At 69.6% G+C, this 21,201-nt stretch carries 20 protein-coding genes and 1 tRNA gene; 9 read left to right on the forward strand and 12 right to left on the reverse strand.

The annotated features are described in order from the left end of the window. The first annotated feature begins 164 nt into the window (after positions 1-164). Positions 165-1,289: a hypothetical protein gene (locus tag AB0B28_RS07180; protein ID WP_360117922.1), complete on the forward strand. Its 1,125-nt coding sequence runs from the start codon at positions 165-167 to the stop codon at positions 1,287-1,289. Here AB0B28_RS07180 and AB0B28_RS07185 read toward each other — a convergent pair. Next, a complete protein-coding gene (locus AB0B28_RS07185; RefSeq protein ID WP_360117925.1) occupies positions 1,282-1,893 on the reverse strand; it encodes a TetR/AcrR family transcriptional regulator C-terminal ligand-binding domain-containing protein in 612 nt (203 codons plus the stop codon). The genes AB0B28_RS07180 and AB0B28_RS07185 overlap by 8 nt on opposite strands. Before the next feature lie 91 nt (positions 1,894-1,984). Here AB0B28_RS07185 and AB0B28_RS07190 point away from each other — a divergent pair, with 91 nt between their 5' ends. After that, positions 1,985-3,019, forward strand: a complete 1,035-nt coding sequence (locus AB0B28_RS07190) for an aldo/keto reductase (RefSeq protein ID WP_360117928.1) — start codon at positions 1,985-1,987, stop codon at positions 3,017-3,019. Between the two features lie 45 nt (positions 3,020-3,064). Here the strand turns inward: AB0B28_RS07190 and wrbA are convergent, their stop codons facing one another. Next, positions 3,065-3,661: an NAD(P)H:quinone oxidoreductase gene (gene wrbA, locus AB0B28_RS07195; RefSeq protein WP_360117931.1), complete on the reverse strand. Its 597-nt coding sequence runs from the start codon at positions 3,659-3,661 to the stop codon at positions 3,065-3,067. A 114-nt stretch (positions 3,662-3,775) separates the two neighbouring features. Between wrbA and AB0B28_RS07200 the strand changes: the two genes are divergently transcribed. Beyond that, positions 3,776-4,708, forward strand: a complete 933-nt coding sequence (locus AB0B28_RS07200) for a carbohydrate kinase family protein (RefSeq protein WP_360117934.1) — start codon at positions 3,776-3,778, stop codon at positions 4,706-4,708. Between the two features lie 26 nt (positions 4,709-4,734). Here AB0B28_RS07200 and AB0B28_RS07205 read toward each other — a convergent pair whose 3' ends face one another. From AB0B28_RS07205 to AB0B28_RS07225, 5 genes are all read right to left on the reverse strand, one after another. Beyond that, the gene (locus AB0B28_RS07205) at positions 4,735-5,892 is read right to left on the reverse strand and encodes a hypothetical protein (RefSeq protein ID WP_360117937.1); all 1,158 of its coding nucleotides are present in this window, start codon (positions 5,890-5,892) and stop codon (positions 4,735-4,737) included. A 92-nt stretch (positions 5,893-5,984) separates the two neighbouring features. Further along, positions 5,985-6,494 carry a GNAT family N-acetyltransferase gene (locus tag AB0B28_RS07210; RefSeq protein WP_360117940.1) on the reverse strand — a complete coding sequence of 170 codons (510 nt, stop codon included), beginning with the start codon at positions 6,492-6,494 and terminating at the stop codon, positions 5,985-5,987. Between the two features lie 51 nt (positions 6,495-6,545). Continuing rightward, positions 6,546-7,412, reverse strand: coding sequence for a glutaminyl-peptide cyclotransferase (locus AB0B28_RS07215; RefSeq protein WP_360117943.1), 867 nt, complete (start codon positions 7,410-7,412; stop codon positions 6,546-6,548). Between the two features lie 145 nt (positions 7,413-7,557). Further along, positions 7,558-8,415 carry a putative RNA methyltransferase gene (locus AB0B28_RS07220; RefSeq protein WP_360117946.1) on the reverse strand — a complete coding sequence of 286 codons (858 nt, stop codon included), beginning with the start codon at positions 8,413-8,415 and terminating at the stop codon, positions 7,558-7,560. After that, positions 8,412-9,014 (reverse strand): TetR/AcrR family transcriptional regulator, encoded by a 603-nt coding sequence (locus AB0B28_RS07225; protein WP_360117949.1) that lies wholly within the window; start codon positions 9,012-9,014, stop codon positions 8,412-8,414. Before AB0B28_RS07225 ends, AB0B28_RS07220 begins: the two co-directional genes overlap by 4 nt. Before the next feature lie 119 nt (positions 9,015-9,133). Here AB0B28_RS07225 and AB0B28_RS07230 point away from each other — a divergent pair, with 119 nt between their 5' ends. After that, entirely contained in the window at positions 9,134-11,665 is a 2,532-nt protein-coding gene (locus AB0B28_RS07230) for a glycoside hydrolase family 3 C-terminal domain-containing protein (protein ID WP_360117952.1), read from the forward strand. A 120-nt stretch (positions 11,666-11,785) separates the two neighbouring features. Here the strand turns inward: AB0B28_RS07230 and AB0B28_RS07235 are convergent, their stop codons facing one another. Further along, positions 11,786-12,118, reverse strand: a complete 333-nt coding sequence (locus tag AB0B28_RS07235; protein ID WP_360117955.1) for a hypothetical protein — start codon at positions 12,116-12,118, stop codon at positions 11,786-11,788. A 250-nt stretch (positions 12,119-12,368) separates the two neighbouring features. On the opposite strand from AB0B28_RS07235, the gene AB0B28_RS07240 reads away from it, so the two are divergent. Then, positions 12,369-12,444, forward strand: a tRNA-Asn gene (locus tag AB0B28_RS07240). 72 nt (positions 12,445-12,516) lie between these two features. After that, positions 12,517-13,425, forward strand: a complete 909-nt coding sequence (locus AB0B28_RS07245; protein WP_360117958.1) for an oxidoreductase — start codon at positions 12,517-12,519, stop codon at positions 13,423-13,425. 250 nt (positions 13,426-13,675) lie between these two features. On the opposite strand, the gene AB0B28_RS07250 is transcribed toward AB0B28_RS07245, so the two are convergent. From AB0B28_RS07250 to AB0B28_RS07265, 4 genes are all read right to left on the reverse strand, one after another. After that, on the reverse strand, positions 13,676-15,025 hold the full coding sequence (locus AB0B28_RS07250) for a hypothetical protein (protein ID WP_360117961.1): 1,350 nt from the start codon (positions 15,023-15,025) through the stop codon (positions 13,676-13,678). Between the two features lie 68 nt (positions 15,026-15,093). Then, a complete protein-coding gene (locus AB0B28_RS07255) occupies positions 15,094-16,080 on the reverse strand; it encodes a DUF2332 domain-containing protein (RefSeq protein ID WP_360117964.1) in 987 nt (328 codons plus the stop codon). Positions 16,081-16,230: 150 nt separating this feature from the next. Continuing rightward, on the reverse strand, positions 16,231-16,413 hold the full coding sequence (locus tag AB0B28_RS07260; RefSeq protein ID WP_360117967.1) for a YbdD/YjiX family protein: 183 nt from the start codon (positions 16,411-16,413) through the stop codon (positions 16,231-16,233). Next, positions 16,410-18,548, reverse strand: coding sequence for a carbon starvation CstA family protein (locus tag AB0B28_RS07265; RefSeq protein ID WP_360117970.1), 2,139 nt, complete (start codon positions 18,546-18,548; stop codon positions 16,410-16,412). Before AB0B28_RS07265 ends, AB0B28_RS07260 begins: the two co-directional genes overlap by 4 nt. 188 nt (positions 18,549-18,736) lie before the next feature. Here AB0B28_RS07265 and AB0B28_RS07270 point away from each other — a divergent pair, with 188 nt between their 5' ends. The 3 genes from AB0B28_RS07270 (at position 18,737) to AB0B28_RS07280 (ending at position 21,185) form a co-directional block, all read left to right on the forward strand. Next, positions 18,737-20,314 (forward strand): NAD(P)/FAD-dependent oxidoreductase, encoded by a 1,578-nt coding sequence (locus AB0B28_RS07270; protein ID WP_360117973.1) that lies wholly within the window; start codon positions 18,737-18,739, stop codon positions 20,312-20,314. Positions 20,315-20,384: 70 nt separating this feature from the next. Then, positions 20,385-20,858 (forward strand): hypothetical protein, encoded by a 474-nt coding sequence (locus AB0B28_RS07275; RefSeq protein WP_360117976.1) that lies wholly within the window; start codon positions 20,385-20,387, stop codon positions 20,856-20,858. Positions 20,859-20,930: 72 nt separating this feature from the next. Further along, the gene (locus AB0B28_RS07280; protein WP_360117978.1) at positions 20,931-21,185 is read left to right on the forward strand and encodes a hypothetical protein; all 255 of its coding nucleotides are present in this window, start codon (positions 20,931-20,933) and stop codon (positions 21,183-21,185) included. The last annotated feature ends 16 nt before the right edge of the window (positions 21,186-21,201 follow it).

Raw genomic sequence — 21,201 nt, forward strand, 5'->3', positions numbered from 1 at the left:
AGGTTCCGAGATCGTTTCCGGTTCGCTTCGCGAAGGGACGCGTGAGACGCATGTGGCGAAAGGGGCGAACGGGACGCACTCCCCCGGCGAGTTCCCCCGCCAGGGGGAGCCGCCTCGCCCGCTCGCGGGATTGAACCGGGCCCGCAGGCCGCGAGCCTGGAGTCATGACAGCGAACACCATCGCCCCGCGCATCGAAGCGGGCCGCACCCAGGACCGGCTCGGCCGCGTCGCGGTCATCGCCGCGTTCCTCTGGTCGCTCACCGCGATCCCGATCGGACTCTGGCAGCTGCTCGACCCCAGCGGCGGCCCCTTCACGCACGAGCTCTACCAGCCCTCGTTCTATTTCCCCGCCTCCGCGCCCGACTGGATCGGCCCGGCGCTGCTCATCACCGCAGGCGTCATCGGGCTCCTCGCGGCCCGGGCGAAACCGAAACTGTGGCCGCTCACCGCGCTGTACGCGGTCGTGTTCGGCCTGGTCCTGAGCACGATCTCGCCGATCTCGCTCGCCGGTTACCTGTGCGCGTTCCTCATGCCCGCGCTCATCGTGGCCGGGCCGACGCTCCTGGCCCGCGGTCGCGTGTGGCGCACCGTGGCCGCCCTCGCCACGGCCGGGGTCTTCGCGGCGCTGGCCGTGACCGGCGTGATCGACCTCGTCGCCGCCGGTGAGTTCCTCAAGATGCTCGGCGGCAGACTCGCCGAGATCGGCGCGTACATGGCCGTCCAGGTCTGGATCGTCGTCGGCGCCGGGATCTGGACCGCGCTCACCTTGATCCTGCTGCTCACCGGCCGCGAGGACCGGCCCGCCCCGGCGTGGCTGGCCCCCGAACGGGCCGCGAAATGGGGCCGGGCCGCCAGCTGGCTCGCGTTCGCCAGCTCGCTGCCCTACGGCGTGACGCGGTTGACGTGGCTGACGCCGTGGGTGTGGGCCGGCGGGCCGCTCGAAAGCGCCGACATCGACATGGCGACGCGGGTGTGGGGCCTGAGCCTCGGGTTCGCCGCGATCGGCGGCGGAGTGCTGTGCCTGGGCCTGACCCAGCGCTGGGGCACGCGGTGGCCCGCGTGGATGCCGGTCCTCAAGGGCAGACCGGTGCCGCCGAAGGTGGCGATCGTGCCCGCCACGGCGATGGCAGTGCTGTTCACGTTCATGTCGGTCCCGATGGTGGCGTTGGGGATCCGGCAGGACGCGCTCGAACTGGTCTGGGGATTCCCGTTCTACATCTGGGGCCCGGCGCTCGGGGCGGCGACGCTGGCCTACGCGATCAGGCGGGGCTCGGTCACCGTCAGGTGACGAAGGCGCCCAAGCGGGCGGCGGCCGCCGCGGCGGCCGCCGCCCGCTTGCCCGTGTCCGCGTCGAGCGGGTCGCCCGAGACCAGGAGACGGTAGTACAGCGGGGCGGAGACGGCGCGGATCACCTCGGCCGCGTCGGTGCCCTCGGGGACGTCGCCTCGTTCGATCCCCAGGTCCACGCAGGGGGCCCACTCGGCGATGCGGGCGCGGTAGAAGCCGCGCAGGGCCACGGCGGTCGGCTCGTCCCAGGTGGCGGCGGCGATGACCGCTTTGAACAGGGGCCCTTGGCGTTCGTCGGTCAGGGTCGCGACATTGAGGGCCGCGAGGGCGGCGAGGTCTGCGTCGAGGGAGCCGGTGTCGGCCCGCGGGAGCGAGGACTCGGCCATCTCGGCGAGCATGTCGGCCACGAGACCGGGGACGGTGCCCCAGCGTCGGTAGACGGTGGTCTTGCCGACTCCGGCGCGGCGGGCGACCTCGGCGAGGTCGACGCCGCCGAGTCCGTTGTCCACCAGCGCGTCCCCGGCGGCGCGGAGCACGGCCTCGCGGACGCGGGCGGTGCGTCCGCCGGGCCGGGCGGTGCCCGGGGCGCCTATGGGCTCACTCATAACGGGACTCCAGTTGCGTTAGCGATGGGCTCGGAGCTATCTTAGGGGGCACATGTTAATGAAACTGTAGTTCCTTTAGAAGGGTCCTGTCATGGAATACCGCCGCCTCGGCCGCTCCGGCCTCCACGTGCCCGCCCTGTCCTTCGGCGCCGGGACCTTCGGCGGGTCCGGGCCGCTGTTCGGCGCCTGGGGCACCATCGGGGTCGAAGGGGCCCGCCGCATGGTCGACATGGCGATCGACGCCGGAGTCACGATGTTCGACTCCGCCGACGTGTACTCCGAGGGCGCTTCAGAGGAAGTCCTCGGCGCGGCCCTGAAGGGGCGCCGGGACCGCGTGCTCGTCTCGACCAAGGCCGGGCTCCCGGTCGGCGAGGGCCCGAACGAGGCCGGGGCCTCGCGGCAGCATCTGCTGCGGGCCGTCGAGGACGCGCTGCGGCGCCTGGGGACGGACTACATCGACCTGTTCCAGTTGCACGCCTTCGACGCCCGGACTCCAGTCGAGGAGACGCTCGCGGTGCTGGACGACCTGGTGCGGGCGGGCAAGATCCGCTACACCGGGGCCTCCAACTACGCAGGATGGCAGCTCATGAAGGCCCTGGATGCGGCCGACCGCGACGGGCGGACCCAGTTCGCGGCCCATCAGGTGTACTACTCGCTCGTGGGCCGCGACTACGAGTGGGAGCTCATGCCGCTGGGCCTCGACCAGGGCGTCGGGGCTTTGACGTGGAGCCCGCTGGGCTGGGGGCGCCTGACCGGGAAGATCCGGCGCGGGGAGCCGATCCCCGCGGGCAGCCGCCTCCACCAGACCGCCGAGTTCGGGCCGCCGGTCGAGGACGAGGCGCTGTACCGGGTCGTGGACGCGCTGGAGGAGATCAGCGCTGAGACCGGGAAGACCGTGCCGCAGATCGCGATCAACTGGCTCCTGCGCCGCCCCACCGTCGCGTCGGTGATCATCGGGGCCCGCGACGAGCGCCAGCTGGAGCAGAACCTCGGCGCGGTCGGCTGGGAGCTCGACGCCGAGCAGGTCGCGCGGCTCGACAAGGCGAGTGCGAAGCCCGCGCCGTATCCGTACTACCCGTACGAGCGCCAGGAGGGCTTCGCGCGGGTCAACCCGCCGGTGGTCTGAGCACGGAGAAGGCCGGGGCCCAGCGGGTCCCGGCCTTCGATGCGTTCAGCCGAAGAGCCTGCGGGCGACGGCGACCACGCGCTTGGTCTGGATCGCGACCGCGACGCGGTTCTTCTCCCCCACCGGGCCTTTTCCTCCGATGTGGCTGGCGCCGTAGGGGTTGCCGATGTCGAGGTCGAACTGGAGGGGGTCGGTGTAGCCGGGGCTGACGATGATCGCGCCCCAGTGGTAGAAGGTGTTGTTCAGCGCGAGGATGGTCGACTCCTGGCCGCCGTGGCTGGTCTGGGTCGAGGTGAAGGTGGACATGACCTTGTCGACGAGTTTGCCCTGCTGCCACAGGGGCCCGGTGGTGTCGATGAACTGCTTGATCTGGGCGGTGGGGAGCCCGTAGCGGGTGGGGGTGCCCCACAGGACCGCGTCGGCCCAGTCGAGGTCGTCCAGGGTGGCCTCCTCGATTTTCGCCGAGGCCTCGTGGTGATTGGCCCAGGCCTCGTTCGAGGCGATCGCCTCGGGCGGCGCGAGTTCCTTGACCTTGCGCAGGCGCACTTCGGCGCCGGCGTCCTCGCCTTCCCGCGCGGCCGTCTTGGCCATCTCGTACACGTTCCCGGTCTGCGAATAGTGGATGATCGCAAGCTTGACCATTGCCGCTCCTCTTGCGTGAGAATTCGGTCTTGACCCTCGCACAGTCACCGCCTTAGGGTTGCTCTCGCAAGGGATTCCAAACCTCAGAAAACTTCTTTCAGGAGATGCAACACCATGCTGGACATCCTGGTCGTCGGCGGCGTCGGCGTCGACACCATCGTGCGCGTCCCCGAGCTCGCCATCGGCGAGGGCGACTCGCTCGGTGTCGAACCGATCCGCGACTACGTGGCGCACACCGGCAACGGCGTCGCGCTCGGCTGCCTGCACCTGGGCCTCGACACCCGGTTCATCGACTACATCGGCGAGGACGAGCAGGGCGCGCTCGTCAAGCGCCACTACGAGAGGCACGGGCTGGACTTCCGGTACCTGATCTCCCCCAACGGGACGTCGCGGTCGGTGAACCTGGTCGACGCGGGCGGGCGGCGGTTCTCGTTCTACGACTACCGGCACGACCCCGAGCTGCGCATGCCCGCCGCGTTCTTCGGACCGCATGTGGCCGAGGCGAAGCACGTCCACGTGTCGATCCCGAACCACACCCGGGACGTGCTGGAGGCGATCCCCGAGGGCGTGACCGTCTCGACCGACCTGCACGGCTGGGACGGCGAGGCCGAGCACCAGAAGGCGTTCGCGCTGCGGGCCGACCTGGTGACGCTCTCGGCCGCGCGGCTCGGCTCGAACCCCGAGAAGGCCATGCGGTGGATCGTCGACCACGGTCGGGCCTCGGTCGTGATCGCGACCGACGGCGAGCACGGCGGGTACGTGCTCGAACGCGAAGGGGCCCTTGAGCGCTACGACGCCATCGAGCCGGTCTCCGAGCTCGGGGCGGTGTCCCCCGAATGGGCCGACTGGTCCCCTGTGGACTCGAACGGGGCGGGCGACGCGTTCGTCTCAGGGCTCCTGTGGGCCCGGAGCAAGGGCCTGGACCTCGCGCAGGCGATCGACGCCGGGCGCGTCTCGGGCGCGTACGCGTGCCGCACCGAAGGTACGAGCACGTCGCTCATCGGCGAGGAGCTGATGAGCGCGAGCCTTGCGGCGCTGAGGAAGTGAGGGTCGGCCGCCGAGGCGGCCGACCGCTACTGCGATTCGGACTTGTTCGCGGTCATGGCCTTCGCGCGGGCGATCACGTCGTCGAACGGCGAGGGCTCGACCGGGACGCTGCGCGGCTCGCGGCGCTGCTCGGGCTGGACCACCAGCATGAACAGGGCCCCGGCCACGGCGGCCACGACCGGAGCGCCGATCCCGATCTCGGCCACCGGCCACGTGTCGGTGGCCGAACCGGTCGCGATGAGGAACCCGGCCCACACCGGCAGCGCCCAGGCCCCGGCGAACACCAGGAGATCGCGGCGGCGACGGAGCTCGGGCCGGATCGTCCACACCAGGAAGTCGAGCCACGCGCCCGAGACGATGAAGACCCACACGTACGGGCCGTTCTCGAACCCGGTCAGCGCCGCGCACATGAGGGCCGCGGGCGCGAGGGCGACGGTGAAGAACCCGGTCGGAAGCCGGAAACGGCCCGAGACCAACAGCACCAGGGCCAGCGTGAACACGGTGGTGAACACCATGCCCGCCACCGGGATCGGCACGTCGGTCTCCAGCATCAGGGCGGTGGCGGCGGGCGTGCCCGCGTACGGCACGAGGTAGTTGAGGAACAAGACGAGCGCCGCCACGACCAGGCCCAGCGACAGCGCGGGCGCGGCCATGCGGGCTTCGAGCGGGATCGACTCGGGGTCGACGCCGAGGGCCTGGCGCCTCCAGGCCGAGAGCCAAGGCGCGCCCGCGATCAACACCGCCGCGGCGATGAGCACGAGATGGGTGGGGCTCAAGAGGGAGGCGAACGCGGACTGGGAGCCGAGGACCTGGTGCCACAGCAGATCGGCGAGCCCGGCGACGACGAACAGCGGCGCGCCCACGATCGCGGGCCCGTAGCCGTGCGGCACCGCCGAGGCCCCGGTGCGGCCGTCGCCTCGATGCGCGCGCACCAGGATCCACGCGATCCAGGCCGCGGTGGCCAGGAAGCCCATGAAGAACACCAGGTGCGGCCAGGTGAGGAACCCGTCCTCCCAGCCGCGCGCGCGGGCGTTCACAGACAGCGCCAGACCGGCGAAGAACCAGGTGGCGAAGCCCGCGGTGGCGAGGTCCTGCCACCAGGTGGCGAAGACGCGGGGCTGCCGGGAGTCCGTCAAGAGGTGCATCTTGTACTCCAGCAATCGGTCAAGGGGTGTGATGGCCATGCGCACATCATGGCGCAGCCGCACCAGCCGCGCAATTACCGATTCGTCACCGACTGCCTACTGTGCACCGAAATCCGTTGCGGCCGAAGCGGTCAGGCCTCGGGCTTGGCGAGCGTCAGGACGCGAGTGGTGCTCCCGTCGTCCTCGGTCTTGTCCCTCACGTGAACGAAGCCGAGCTTGCCCATGACCTTGAGGGACGCCTCGTTCGGGGCGGCCACGGTCGCGTGGACCTCGCTCAGGCCGAGCTCGTCGAAGCCGTACGCGATGATCGCGTTCGCCACCTCGGTGCCCAGGCCCCGGCCCCAGGCCTCGTACGCCAGCGCGTAGATCAACTCGTGGCCGCCGGTGTCCTCGACGTGCTTGATCTCGGCGTGGCCGACCAGGCGGCCGTCCTCGCGCACGGCCCACACGTCGAACTTGTGCTCCGCGTAGACCTTGGTGAAGATCCGGCCGAACAGCGCGCGGGTCTGCTCCTCGGGCTCGGGTCCGTCGCCCATCCACTGGGAGACGCGGTCGTCGCCGAAGAGCGCCACGAAGGCCTCTTCGTCGGCGGGGACATAGGGTTCGAGCACGAGGCGTTCGGTGCTGATCTGGGGAGTCACGAGCGGCAACGCTGCCACACCGGACCCGAGGCGGCAACGGATTTGCGCGCGTCAGGGGACGAATCGCACCAGGAACAGTTTCGGCCAGTGCTTGCCGGTGACGTAGAACGTGCCTTCGTCGGGGCCTGCGGCGATGCCGTTGAGGACGTCGGCGCCCGGTGAGTCCTCGGCGCTGAGCAGCCCGGCCGCGTCCACGACCGCGCCGACCTCGCCGGTGGCCGGGTCGATGCGCACGATCTGGTCGGTGAGCCAGAGGTTGGCCCAGACCTGGCCGCCGACGCATTCGAGCTCGTTGATCTGGGAGACCGGTTCGCCGTCGAGCGTCACTTCAACGGTTCCGTTGGGGGCGAAGGTGACCGGGTCGCGGAAGGTGAGCGTGGACGAGCCGTCGCTCATGATCAATTGGGTGCCAGCCTCGGCGACCTTGGGAGCCGTAAATTGGTCCAGCGAGCAGATGCCCCAGCCTTCGCCTTCGTAGGCGACGGTCTCGACCACGTCGAGGGTGACCGGGTCCCTTCGCAGGGCCGCGCCCTCCTGCCAGGTGATCTGCCACAGGTCGGTGTCGGTGAGGGTGAGGCCCTCGGCGAACAGGTCCGCGGGGAGGTCCTGGGACGCGAGCACTTCGCCGGTGCCGGGGTCGACGATGCGCGCGTCCGATTCGCCGTAGAGTCCGGCGCTCTCGTAGAACACGGTGCCGAACTCGGGGTGCTCGGCGACTTCGAGGCCTTGGGTGAAGGAGCCCGGGTCATGGTCGAAGGTGTCGAGGACCTCGACGCGGAGCTGTTCGACCTCGGCGTCTTCGGGGACGGTCACGCGCTCTTCGGCCGCGGCGTCGCCGGTGCCGCACGCGCTCAGCGCGAACAGCCCGGCCGCGCCGAAGGCGAGGCCGCGGCGCGTCGCGCGCTTCTCATCGAACACTGATCTCATCTCCAGCCGGTTCAGGGGTGATTCCTCGTACCGTACTGGTCATGACAAAGGAGGACAAGTGCTCGAAGAAAGGCACTCGTCGCCCCGGAGCACCAGGCCGTAAAGGCGTCGCGGAGCGTCGGTCCGCAGGCCGCTCTCAGCGTTTCGCGCGCCAGCGGGTCACGGTGGCCGCCACGGTCACTCGGACGGTCTCCGGGAGCGCCGCCACGGCCGCGTCCAGGGCGGCGCCGTCGTGGTGGCGGGCGCTGGGGCCCATGCCGACGAGCAGGCGCACCTGCTCGTGGCCCAGTTCGACGGCATAACCGATCTCGTCGGCCGGCTCGGCTTCGAACACCGAACCGAGCTGGTCGGCGGTCCGCTGCGATTTCTCGGGGTCGACGCTCAGCAAGTCCAAGGCGTCGACGAGTTCGCGCAGGTGGTCCTGGCGGGGGGTCAGGACCACCAGCACGCCTTCGGGGTGAAGGATGCGCGCGATCTCGTCGGCGTTGCGGGGAGCGAAGACGTTGAGGACCGCGGCGGCGGCGCCTGCGCGTACCGGCATCCGGTTCCACGCGTCGGCGAGCACCGCGGCGAGTCCCCCTTGAGTTCCGGGGGCTCGCCGCGGTCCCGTCTCGCGCTTGGCGCAGCGGCGCAGCGCGTACTTCGAGGTGTCGAGGCCGATGCCTTCACGGCCGTCTGCCAGAGCGGCGGCGAGGTAATGGCCGGTGCCGCAACCGGGTTCGACCACGACGCCGGGCGCGTCGGTCCGGGCGGCCGCGGCCACGGCGTCGATGAGCGGGTCGTAGACGCCCGAGGACAGGAAGTCCTCGCGGGCGGCGACCTGGTCGGCGGTGTCGCCGGTGGTGGCGTTCGAGCCGGGGGCCAGCAGCGGCGCGTAGCCCTGCTTGGCGAGGTCGAACGAATGCCCTTCGGGGCAGGAGAGGCGGCGGTCGGCCTGGTCGAGGGCCTGGCCGCAGTTGGGGCAGGCGAGCGCGGCGAGCGCGGGGAGGGTCATCGGCCCGTCTCGGCTTCGGGGTCGAGGAGGCGCACGAAGGCGCGGAAGGCGGCGGGCATGTCGAAGTTCTCCGGTTCGTGGAGCCATTGGAATTGGAGCCCGTCCATGATCGCGACCAAGAGCGGCGCGACCTCCTCCGGGGTGAGCCCGGACGGGAGGCGGTCACCCCATTCGTGGCGCAGCGTCGCGGCGATCGCCTCCCGCACGCGGCGGTAGCGCTGTTTGAAGTAGTCCGAGGCGGGGTGGTCCTCGGTGACCGATTCGCCCAGGAGCGCCGAGAAGGTGCGGACGATGGCCTCGCGGTGGGCATTGGCCTCGACCACGCCCGCGGTGGCCGACATCGTCATCGGCTCGGCGATGATGTCCCGTCCGCCGGTGTCCCAGCGTTCGCGCAGTTGCAGCACCCCGATGAGCAGGTCTTCCTTGCGGGGGAAGTAGTGCAGGAGGCCCTGCTGGGTCAGGCCGGCCTTCTCGGCGACGACGGCGAGGCTCGCGCCGCGGTAGCCGCGCTCGCCGATGACCTCGATGGCGGCACGCACGATCTCCTCGCGGCGGGCCTGACCTCGGGCGTTGTGCCGGGTCCCGGGCTGGGTGGACATGGGCCGCCTCTCGGTCGCGGGTCGGTGCCTCAGCATAGAGAATCACGATTCGGTATCAGGGCCTACCGCTTACTCGGGAATGGTGCTTGACTCCCTTCACGAGAGAACGGAGCGAGCCTGTGAGCGAATGGACCGTCCCGGCCGACCGGCCGGAGTACGCGGCGGCCGTGGAGGCCGCCTTGGGGCGACTCGACCTTGACGCGAAGGCCGAACTGCTGGCCGGCAGGGACATGTGGCGCACCGTCGCGGTCCCTGAGGCGGGACTGCGGTCGATGACCGTGTCGGACGGGCCGATCGGGGTGCGGGGGCGCTTCTGGAGTGCCGCCGACCCGTCCCTGGCCCTGCCGAGCCCGACCGCGCAGGCCGCGTCGTGGGACCCGGACCTGGTGCGCCGCATCGGGAACCTGCTGGCGGCCGAGTGCCGCCGCAAGGACGTGGACGTGCTGCTGGCGCCCACGATCAACCTGCACCGCTCGCCGCTGGGCGGGCGGCACTTCGAGGCGTTCAGCGAGGACCCGTACCTGACCGGGCGCATCGGGCAGGCGTACGTGGCCGGGGTGCAGGAGTGCGGCGTGGGCACCACGATGAAGCACTACGTGGCGAACGACGCCGAGACCGACCGGTTCACCGTCGACAACGTCATCGACGAGCGCACGCTGCGCGAGATGTACCTGCGGCCCTTCGAGATGATCACCGAAGCGGTGCGGCCGTGGGGGGTCATGACCGCGTACAACTCGGTCAACGGGACCACGATGACCGCGCACCGGGGCCTCATGTCGGTCCTGCGCGACGAGTTCGGGTTCGAGGGGTTCAACATCTCCGACTGGGGCGCGGCGCGGCACACGGTCGAGGACGTCGAGGCCGGGCTCGACCTGGCGATGCCGGGGCCGCTGACGGTCTACGGCGAGGCGCTGGCGACCGCGGTGCGCGAGGGGCGGGCCTCGGAGGCGGACGTGGACGCGGCGGTGCGCAGGCTGCTCCTGCTCGCGGCCCGGGTCGGGGCGCTGGAAGGCGTGGAGCCGGTGGTCGTTGCGGCGCAAGGGGACGAGGACCCACGGGCGCTGCTGCGGGAGATCGCGCGCCGCTCGTTCGTGCTCGCCAAGAACGACGCGCCCGCCGCTTCGGAGGAGGTACCGCTCGCGGTCAACGCGCTCTCCGGCGTCCCGGTCCTGCCGTTGCAGGCCGACGGGATCGCCCGGCTCGCGCCCGCCGGGACGCCGGTCCTGCCGCTGCGCCCCGACGCGAAGGTCGCGCTCATCGGCCCGGCCGCGGCCGAGGCCCGGGTGCTCGGCGGCGGGTCGGCCACGGTGTTCCCCGAGCACGTGGTCTCGCCGCTCGAAGGGCTGCGCGAGGCGCTCGGCGAGGGGGTCGTGTACGCGCAGGGGGTGGACCTGTTCGAGCGGATCCTCGCGGCCCGGGGCGGCTTCGACCTGACCGTCCGGCCCGTACACGTCGACGGCACCGAGCTCGCGCCCGAGCCGCTCGCCGGGGGCGACGTCAAGTGGATGGGGTACGTGCCGGGGATCGAGGACACCGCCGACTTCGACCGCGCGATCCTGGAGGGCGAGTTCACGGTCACCGAGACCGGGGAGCACGTGTTCGGGACCAGGGGCAACGGCAGCCACCGGCTCGTGATCGGCGGCGAAGTGGTCTTCGAGGGCGACCAGCCGTACTCGGGCGAGGACCCGTTCGAGGCGTTCTTCGGGGCCGGGGTCGAGCAGGCCACGCTGTTCCTCGAAGCGGGGCAGGTGATCCCGGTGCGGCTGGAATTCACGCCGTTCGCGTTCCCGCCCGGGTTCCCGCCCTCGGTCCTGTTCGGGCTCATGCACACCGGGCCGCGCCCCGACGAGGACCGGCTCATCGCCGAAGCGGTCGAGGCCGCCCGCGACGCCGAAGTGGCGGTCGTGGTGGTCTCCACGACCGACCTCACCGAGTCGGAAGGCTTCGACCGGCCCGACCTGCGGCTTCCCGGCCGCCAGGACGAACTGGTCGCGGCCGTCGCGGCGGCGAATCCGAACACGGTCGTGGTGGTCAACACCGGTTCCCCGGTCGAGATGCCGTGGGCCGACGAGGTCGCCGCGATCCTGCTCACGTGGTTCCCGGGGCAAGAGGGCGGCGGCGCTCTCGCGGAGGTGCTCCTCGGGGCCGAACCGGGCGGGCGGCTCACCACGACCTGGCCGAAGACCCTGGAAGACGCCCCGGTGAGCGACGTCGTCCCGGACGCGGACGGGAAACTGCACTACGACGAGGGGATCTTCATCGGCTACCGGGCCTGGGAGCGGCGCGGCACGGTCGAGCCGGCGTTCTGGTTCGGGCACGGGCTCTCGTACACCGAGTGGTCGTACGAGTCGATCGAGGCCGAGGCGGGCGCGGTCCGCGTCAGGGTCCGCAACACCGGGGAGCGGGCGGGGCGCGAGGTGGTCCAGGTGTACTTGGCCGCCGATGCGGACGGTGTCGAGAAGCACCGCCTGGCGGGCTTCGCGGCGATCGGCGCCGAGCCCGGTGAGACGGTCGAGGTGCTGGTGCCGCTGGAGGAGCGCTCGTTCCAGGTCTGGGCCGACGGGTGGCAGACGGTCAAGGGCACATGGACGGCGAAAGCGGGCCGGAACGTGGGCGACCTGCCGCTGAGCGCGGAACTCGACCGGTCGTAGCGGCGCGGCTCGACCGACGTCAGGGAGGCGCTCGGAGCTCGACTGGCCTAATGGAGTCGCGCGCAAGCCGCTGGACACGCCGACGGCGGACCGGTCTTCCGGCCCGCCGTCGGCGTCTGCTCAGAACCCGGGGGCGTCCTCGCGGATCGCACGGTCGCTGCGCGCGGGGGTGGTGACCCCGGCGGAGTCCCAAGGCTCGGCCTTGGGGGGCTCGTCGGCACTCGTGGTGAAGTTCTCGATGATGTCGCCGAACTTGGTGCCCTTGATCTTGTCCTGCGCCGCGTTCGCGGCCTTGCCCGCCTGTGAGCGAACTGACGACGCCACCGACTGCACGGTGTCGTTGCCGGTCACCCGGCGGGTGTAGTCGACGATCTGGTCGTACCGCTCCCGGCCGGCCTTCGCTCCCAGGATGTACCCGACCGCGAACCCGGCTACGAGATACCACTTCCGCATACTTGCCTCCCCCGGCCGACCCGCGGGCCGAATGCCTCGGTTGTCACTGTGCTCTCAAGATCACTGTGCGTTGCCGCACACAGCGGCCATTCTGCCTCATGAACGGATGCCCCGCTGCACCAAGACGCAAACCCGCCGCACCCGCCTCTCCTCCGCGCTCCACCTCACCCCCACCCCGCTGGCGCCCCCACCCGCCAGTCCTGTACTGTCATACCCGGTTCGCACGGCGAAACGCCAGCCCCGAACCCCTTCCCCAATAGCTCAATTGGCAGAGCAGCCGACTGTTAATCGGCAGGTTCTTGGTTCGAGTCCAAGTTGGGGAGCCACACCAGAAAGGCCGGTCCGGGACCGGCCTTTCTGCGTTTCCGCGACCAGGCGAGAACAGGAGCGCTTCGGCTGTGACTACGGGTTTCGATCATGCCGCTTCGGCCGGGACTTGGACACTCGGGGATCGGGTCGTCAACCGGATCGGATTCGGGGCGATGCGGTTGCCGCAGACCGGGGAGGCGTTCGCTGCCGGGGCCCGGCCACGGGGTCGGGAACAGGCCGTCGCCGTGTTGCGGCGCGCGGTCGCGTTGGGGGTCAACCACATCGACACCGCCGCGTTCTACTTCTCCAGTACGCGATCGGCGAACGAGCTCATCAACCACGCGTTGCAGCCCTACCCCGAAGACCTGGTGATCGCGACCAAGGTGGGGCCCGCGCGCGACACGTCCGGCGCGTGGATGCCGATGGCCGAGCCGGGGCAGCTGCGCGGGCAGGTCGAGGAGAACCTGCGCCAACTCGGGCTCGACCAGCTCGACCTGGTGAACCTGCGGGTCGGCGGGCCGGGGTCGATCGCCGAGCACTTCGGGGCGCTGGCCGAGCTGCGCGACGCGGGTCTGATCCGCAACCTCGGGCTCTCGAACGTGCGACCCGAGCACTTCGACGAGGCCGCGGCCATCGCACCGGTCGTATGCGTGCAGAACTCGTACGGGCTGGGCTACCGCGCCAAGCAGGACGAGTTCGTGGCCTCATGCCGGGATCGGGGCATCGCGTTCGTCCCGTTCTTCGCCATCGCCGGCGCCGGCCGCGAAGCAGGGGCGAGCGGCGCCCAGCCCGACGCGGTCACCGCGATCGCCCACGCACACGGCGTGAGCACCGCCCAAGTCCGCCTCGCCTGGGCCCTGCAACGCTGGCCCCACCTCCTGGCAATCCCCGGCACCGGCGACCCCGACCACCTAGTCGACAACATCAGCGCCGGAACCCTCCACCTCAGCCCCGAGGAAATGCAAACCCTCAACAACCTCCACCAGACCTCGCCCTAGTCAACTGGCAAGACGAAGAGGCAGGGAGTAGACACAGAAAAGCCGATCGTTGCCGACCGGCTTCTTGTCGTACGGCGTTGCTGGTTTCCGAGCGGTATACACCCCGAGCGCGGCGATCCCTGGCGAGACGAGTTCAGCACCGCAGAGGTGTCGCTCCTCCCTGTAGCCCAGCTGCTCACACGCAATGTGCCGGGCTTGCCGTTCCACGACCGCTTCGACCTTCTCCAGGTCCTATGGCGCCCGTACACGGCTAGCGGCCAGCGATACCGTGAGACTGGAGCAGGTCGGTCACCTGTCTCCTGGAGTCAAGGCCGATGGGCATCAGCGCGAGCGCGGCCATGCCGAGGAGCAGGAATCGAACCGAGTTGAGCTGGCCTTCTTCCAGCGGCAGGAGCGGGAAGTAGGGTAGCGCCAGAGCCAGGGCCACGTACGACAGCGGGCCAGCCAAACGGCCCAGAAGTCCACGGATCTTCGATGAGGCGGAGACGGGGGCGGGTTTCGGAAGTTCTTCCCAGCGTTCTTCGCTGACAGCGACCATGGTGTGTCCGAGGTCCCGCACCAGCTCGTTGAAATCGTTGCGATCACGCATGTCCGCGATGCGCTGGACGGAATTCTTCATGTATTCGGCGGCGGACCTGTAGCGATTTGCCGTGACAACGCGATCGATCCGCCGCAGCTGCACCGGCCCATACGCGCGCCTCGCTCGGCGAAGGAGCAGCGCATGCGTCCTAGAAGCAGTCCGGAGCAGGCGCATTCGAGCCGATCGCTGCGTGCAGGAGTTGCGTACGTACCAGCAGGTTGCGAGCATCCAATACAAGTCCCAGATGATGATGTCTGACGCAGGTTTCACCGACAGCAGCCGCCCGTTGGGCGGAAGGTCGAGTACGAACTCGAACACGTACATAACCACCGCGATCAGCAAGATCATCCCGATCATAATGGCCGCTGCAACCAATGACGCTTGTATTATATCCCCGCGATAAGATGAGTCCCCGAACGACATAACAATAGACATGAAGAAAATATAGAAAACTGACACAAGGATCAATTGTCGCAACGCAACAGAATCGAATGGCCTGAGCATAAATGGTATTGTGGCAGCGGTCATGAATCCGAACTGACCGAAGAATACCGCCAGAAGATCATGCCCAGAAAGATACTCGAATCGTGAAATAAAATTCGAGACGATATAAATAGGGGCAATTAGAATAAGGAGGAATATGGCAATCCCCAAACCTCGACCAATGAAGGTAAGCCACCTCTTCTCAGTAACAGCGATCCAAATGGCACACTGCCGAACGACCGGCTCCAGTTTCTTGCGGTTCGATGCAGTCAAGGTCCACTCGGCCACTGCATTGAAGGAATATGGGACACGCTCAGACTTGGCACCGGCGTCCTCTGATTTCCCCTCGGCGGATCCCGCCTTAGCAGGAATTTTCCACTCCGCCCGTGCATATTGCAGTTTCCGACGAACCCACCGGTCAGCCGCAGCCCGCTTCGGATTGAAGTCGCCTCTGTCGGCAGGACCGAAGACGAAGTCCGTGATTCGTCTGAGCGCAGTGACTACCGTGCGCTTGATCTGGGGAAGGTTGAGGGGCATCCCTCAGTTATAGCGAGCGGCCGCTCTTCCCTTGGAGGGGTGTCGGTTACAGAGCAGGAGTGGATGGGTCAGGTTGGATTTCGGAGCGCCGTGTAGGTGCGGCCGTGGGGGTGGGTTTGGGCTTTTGGGGTGCCGTTCACGGTGAGGGTGAAGGAGCCGGCTTCGGTTTGGTGCGGCGCTGTGGTTTCGGGGAAGACGCCGGGGCTTTCGTTGCTGATCCAGGTGCAGTCGAGGGAGGTGACGGTGTCGCGGAACTGGGTGCGGGCGTCCTTCGGGAGGTAGGCGAGGACTGCCGAGTGGAAGACCACGAGGTGGGCGTCCGGTGGGGCCGAGGCGGCGAGGGTTGGGAGGGCTTCGTTCAGGTCGGCGGTCACCAGGTGCGGTGGATCTTCGGCGGCGATCGCGGCGGCCTCGGCGATTCGGGTGCGGCGGTCGTGGTGTTCGGGCCAGACGAGGGTTTCGAGCCACGAGCGCGTGTCGGGGTCGGTGGCGTCGAGGGGGTTGCGGTCGATGCCGGCGCGCCACACCACGTTCGGGAGGCTGGTCGGGGCGGGCGAGCCGCGCAGTTCGCATTCGAGAAGCACCGGGCTTGGGCCGGTCTCCGGGTCGAGGGTGACGGTGCCCGAAGGGGTCTGGTAGGCGTAGCTGTAGCGGTCCGGGTAGAGGCACAGGCCCGCCGAGGCGCCGACCTCCAGGAGCGCGATCGGGCCTTCGATCTCGGCCAGCGCCGGGAGCAGCGTCGCGCAGCGGGCCGCTTCGTTCGTCTGCGTGAACCGTTCCATCGCAACGGGAACCACGCTGTCCCAGTGCGCGAGGATCCACTCGCGCCACTGCCCGTAGTCGTCGACGGGGGCGCCGAGGTGGCGGGACGCGGCGAAGACGAGGTTCGGTTGGCGTTTCTGGTCGGGCAGTCCGGCGATGTGGTCGCAGACCTCGCCGTCCTCGGACACGCCGGACGCCAGGGCCTCGTACAGCGGCGAGACGCCGCGTGCCTCGACCGCGGCGAACCGGGCGTAGAGCTCGGCGACCGGGGCGGTTCGGTATTCGTGAAGCATGCGCGCGATCCTAGTCCGGGCCGGGCCCCGGGCCGGAGAACCGGCCCGGGGCTCGCATTCGTGAATGCCGCGCTCCCGGGCCGGGGGTCCGGCTCGAGGACACTTTCGTCAAGCCCGCGCGCTCCCGGGCCGGGGTTCCGGCCCGGGATTTCAGCAGCAGCGTGAGGTCGGGTGGGTGTCGGCCCTGTCGGTTCGGCGGTGTTCGAAGTCGCGGCGGGACAGGGGATCTGCGCCCGGGTGGGTTCGGGCGTGGCGGGCGAGGTAGCGGTCGTACGCGGATTCGCCGGTGAGTTCCCGCAGGTACCAGCGAATCCGCGCATAGAGTCGGGTCATTCGCGGTCCGCCTCGGTGTCGGGGCCGCCCGAGCGGCGGCCGGTGGTGACCAGGAGGCGCGACTCGACGTAGGGGGCCTCGGTCGAGGGCAGCGGTTCGGGAGCGCGGATGGCGCGCCAGCAGACCAAGGCCGCGTTGAGGATCACGATCACGACCAGGAGCGCGAAGAACGCCGCGAGCACACCGTCCACCGTGGAGTTGACCACCACGGTCTGCATCTGGTCGAGGTCCTTCGCCGGGGCGATGACCTCGCCCCGGTCGAGCGCTTCGGCGTAGCGTTCGCGCTGCGCGAAGAAGCCGATGCGCGGGTCCTCGGAGAAGACCTTCTGCCAGCTCGCGGTCAGCGTCACGACCGCGGTCCACGCGAGCGGGACGGCGGTGACCCAGGCCCATTTCAGGCGCCCGCTCTTGACCAGCACCGTGGTGGCCACGGTCAGCGCGATCGCGGCGAGCAGCTGGTTCGCGATGCCGAAGAGCGGGAACAGCTGGTTGATCCCGCCGAGCGGGTCGTTCACGCCCGCGTAGAGGAAGTAGCCCCACGCGGCGACCACGATCGCGCTGGTGGCCCAGATGCCGGGCTTCCAGCCGACGCGGCCGAGCGGCTTCCACACGTTGCCGAGGGTGTCCTGGAGCATGAAGCGGCCCACGCGAGTGCCCGCGTCCACTGTGGTCAGGATGAACAGGGCCTCGAACATGATCGCGAAGTGGTACCAGAAGGCCTTGAGCGCATCGCCTCCGAAGACCGAGGACAAGATTTCGGACATGCCCACCGCGAGCGTCGGCGCGCCGCCGGTGCGGGCCACCAGGGACTCCTCGCCGACCGCGTCGGCCGCGGCTTGCAGGTCCTGCGGACTGATCGTGAACCCGAGGTTCGCGACCGCGCTCGACGCGGACTCCACTGTGGTGCCCAGGACGCCCGCCGGGGCGTTCATCGCGTAGTAGAGGCCGGGGTCGAGGATGCACGCGGCGATCAGGGCCATGATGGCCACGAACGACTCCATCAGCATGGCGCCGTATCCGATCATGCGGACCTGCGACTCCTTCTGGATCATCTTCGGAGTGGTGCCCGAGGCGATGAGCGCGTGGAATCCCGACAGGGCGCCGCACGCGATCGTGATGAACACGAACGGGAACAGCTTCCCGGAGAAGACCGGTCCCAGGCCGCTGGAGGCGAAGTCGGTGATCGCCTCGGTCTGGAGCGTGGGCGAGACGATGATGACCCCGATCGCGAGCAGCGCGATCGTCCCGATCTTCATGAACGTGGAGAGGTAGTCCCGCGGCGCGAGCAGCATCCACACCGGCAGCACCGCGGCCACGAAACCGTAGATCACCAGGCAGAACACGAGCGTCTGGGGGCTGAGCGTGAACGTGTCGGCCCACGAGGAGGCCTGGACCCAGCCGCCGGCCACGATCGCGAACAGCAGCAGCGCGACCCCGATGAGGCTCGTCTCGATCACTCGGCCGGGCCGCAGTGTCCGCAGGTAGAAGCCCATGAACAGCGCGATCGGGATGGTCATCGCGATCGAGAACGTGCCCCAGGGCGATTCGGCCAGCGCGTTGACCACCACGAGCGCGAGCACCGCGAGCAGGATGATCATGATGGTGAAGACGCCGATGAGCGCGGCCGCGCCGCCGACCGGGCCGATCTCGTCGCGGGCGAGTTGGCCCAGGCTCCTTCCGTTGCGGCGCATGGAGATGAACAGCACGACCATGTCCTGGACGGCCCCGGCGAAGATGACGCCGATGATGATCCACATCGTGCCGGGCAGGTAGCCCATCTGTGCCGCGAGCACGGGGCCGACCAGCGGTCCGGCGCCTGCGATGGCCGCGAAGTGGTGGCCCAAGAGGACGCGGCGGTCGGTGGGCTGGAAGTCCACGCCGTCGTCGAGGCGTTCGGCGGGCGTGGCCCGCGTGTCGTCGACTTTGAGGACTTTGCGGGCGATGAACTGGGCGTAGAAGCGGTAGCCGATGGCGTAGGAGCCGAGGGCGGCGACGACGAGCCAGATCGCGGAGATCTCCTCGCCGCGCGCGAGGGCCACGATGCCCCAGGCCACGGCGCCTGCGATGGAGATCGCGGTCCAGACGAGGATCGAGCGCCAGCTGTGTTTGGGCCGGGCGAGGTCGGGGGTGGTCATGCGCTCCTCCGGGGCGGGTGAAGGGACCTCTTCACGCGGTCGGGGGGCCGCGTTGTAGGTAGGTAGATATGGCAATGTCTGGGTCGGTAATGGTTTACCAGTATTTGATCCGAATATCCAGTGCCTGCGTGAGGTTTCGCGGGCCGCGCCGAGGTTCCGCTGCTCGGGGGCTCGTGTTAGGAAGGGGCATGTCTGAGCACAGTTCCCGAGACGTCGTCATCGTCGGCGGCGGTCACAACGGTCTGGTCGCGGCGGCGTACCTCGCGCGCGCCGGGAAGCGCGTCCTGGTCCTTGAGCGGTTGGGGCGCACCGGAGGCGCGGCGATCTCGGCCCCGGCGTTCCCGGGGATGGACGCGCGGCTGTCGCGGTATTCGTACCTGGTGAGCCTGTTGCCGCGCAAGATCATCGAGGACCTGGGGCTGCGGTTCCGGGTGGCCAAGCGCAGCGTTTCCTCATACACGCCGACCGAGCGCGGGGGCCGGGCCACCGGGCTCCTGGTCACCAGAGACCAAGGGAGGACGCGGGAGTCGTTCGCGCACCTCACCGGGTCGGACGCGGAGTTCGAGGCCTGGCGGCGGTTCTACGGCGCGGCCGCTCATGTGGCCGAGCGGGTGTTCCCCACGCTCACCGAGCCGCTGCCTTCGGAGGGCGAGCTGCGCGAGCGGGTCGGGGGCGAGGCGTGGTCGATGTTCTTCGAGCGGCCGCTCGGGGCCACGATCGAGGAGGCCTTCGCCGACGACCTCGTGCGCGGGGTGGTGCTCACCGACGCGCTGATCGGGACGTTCGCTTCGGCCTGGGACGAGGACCTGCGGCAGAACTGCACGTTCCTCTACCACGTGATCGGCGGCGGGACCGGGGACTGGGACGTGCCGGTGGGCGGCATGGGCGCTTTGACCGACGAGCTGGCGGCCGCGGCGCGCAAGGCCGGCGCGGAGATCCTCACGGGCCATGAGGTCACTCGGATCGCGACCGACGGGTCCCGCGCGGAGGTGACCTACGCGTCCGGGGGCGGTTCGGGAACGGTCGAGGCCGCTCACGTGCTGGTCAACGCCTCACCGGAGGCGCTGGCGGACCTGCTCGGCCAGGAGCGGCGAGCAGCGGCCGAAGGCGCGCAGTTGAAGGTCAACATGCTGCTCCGGCGGCTGCCGAGGTTGCGGGACGCCGAGGTCGATCCGCGGGAGGCGTTCGCGGGGACGTTCCACGTGTCGGAGACGTTCGAGCAGCTCGAATCCGCTTACGCAGAAGCGAAAGCGGGGGCGCTGCCTTCGCGCCCGCCCTCGGAGATCTACTGCCACACGCTCTCCGATTCGTCCATTCTGGGCGATGACCTCGTGCGGGAGGGATACCAGACGCTGACGCTGTTCGGCCTGCACGCGCCCGCGCGGCTGTTCGAGGGCGGCGAGGACGCGAACCGCGAAGCGCGGGAACGGCTCTTGAAGGACACGATCGCGCAACTCGACTCCTATCTGGACGAACCGCTCGCGGACTGCCTTGCCACCGACGGGAACGGGAACCCGTGCATCGAGGCGAAGACCCCAGTCGACCTCGAAGCCGACCTCAGGCTCCCGGGCGGGAACATCTTCCACCGGGACCTGGCCTGGCCGTTCCGCACCGAGGAAGCCCCGGGCCGGTGGGGCGTCGAGACCGCGCACGTGAACGTGCTGCTGTGCGGCGCGGGGGCCGCGCGAGGCGGCGGAGTGAGCGGCATCCCGGGCCACAACGCGGCGATGGCGGTGCTCGAAGCGGGAACGTCCCGCAGGACCTAGGCGGCCGGGCAGATCACCCCAGGTGAGCGCACGGCCGGGAACGCTTGCCGCGCTTCACTACGATCCGGGCATGACTTCGCTCCAACGCCCCGCACGGATCATCCTCGCGGCCGCGGGCATGGCCGCCGCCGTCGCGCTCACCGCCTGCACCGACGCCGCCCCCGAGGACGAGACCCCCACCTCGGCAGCCGAGAGCACCTCGGCCGCCGAATCCACGCCCGAGGAGGAGACCACCCCTGAGGGCGTGGGCGACCTGGCCGGGGTGTGGCGGCTGGACGCCGAGCCGCCCGCGTCCGCGACGCTCACCGTCGAGGCCTCCGGCTACGCGAAGTACACCAGCGAGGGCACCGTGGTGAACTACTGGGAGGGCACCGCCGTGCCCGCGTCGGACTCGGCGTTCACGATCGACTTCACCCCCGACGAGGGCTCGAAGGAGGACGTCGGCGACCAGGACGTGAGCTTCTCCGCGGAGCTGACCCTCGACGGGGACACGCTCACCTTCTCCTCGGACGGCTACGACTCGACGTTCACGCGCGAGGAATGACAGCACTGTCATTAACGCGTGGACCACTCAAGTTCGGGCCTCGACGTGCGCGATCCGTATTACGCTGAGCCGATGGACGACTTCGACAACGAGATCGAGAAAGCCGTCAACCGGGCCGGCAAAGCCTCGGGGTGGATGTTCGCGCTGGCCGGCCTGACGGTGGTCCTGGCCCTGATCGGGGACATCTGGGGCGACGGCGGCTTCATCTTCGTCGCGATTCCCGGCGCCGGACTGCTGGCCGGAGTGGGCGTGCTGATCAACCTGATCGGGATGCAGCTCATGGAGACCTGGCGGCAGGGCCGCCGAGCCGAGGCCGACGAGTCGTGACCGGCCCCAGCCCACT

This window comes from Glycomyces sp. NPDC046736, from assembly GCF_040645615.1.
Lineage (GTDB): Bacteria > Actinomycetota > Actinomycetes > Mycobacteriales > Micromonosporaceae > Glycomyces.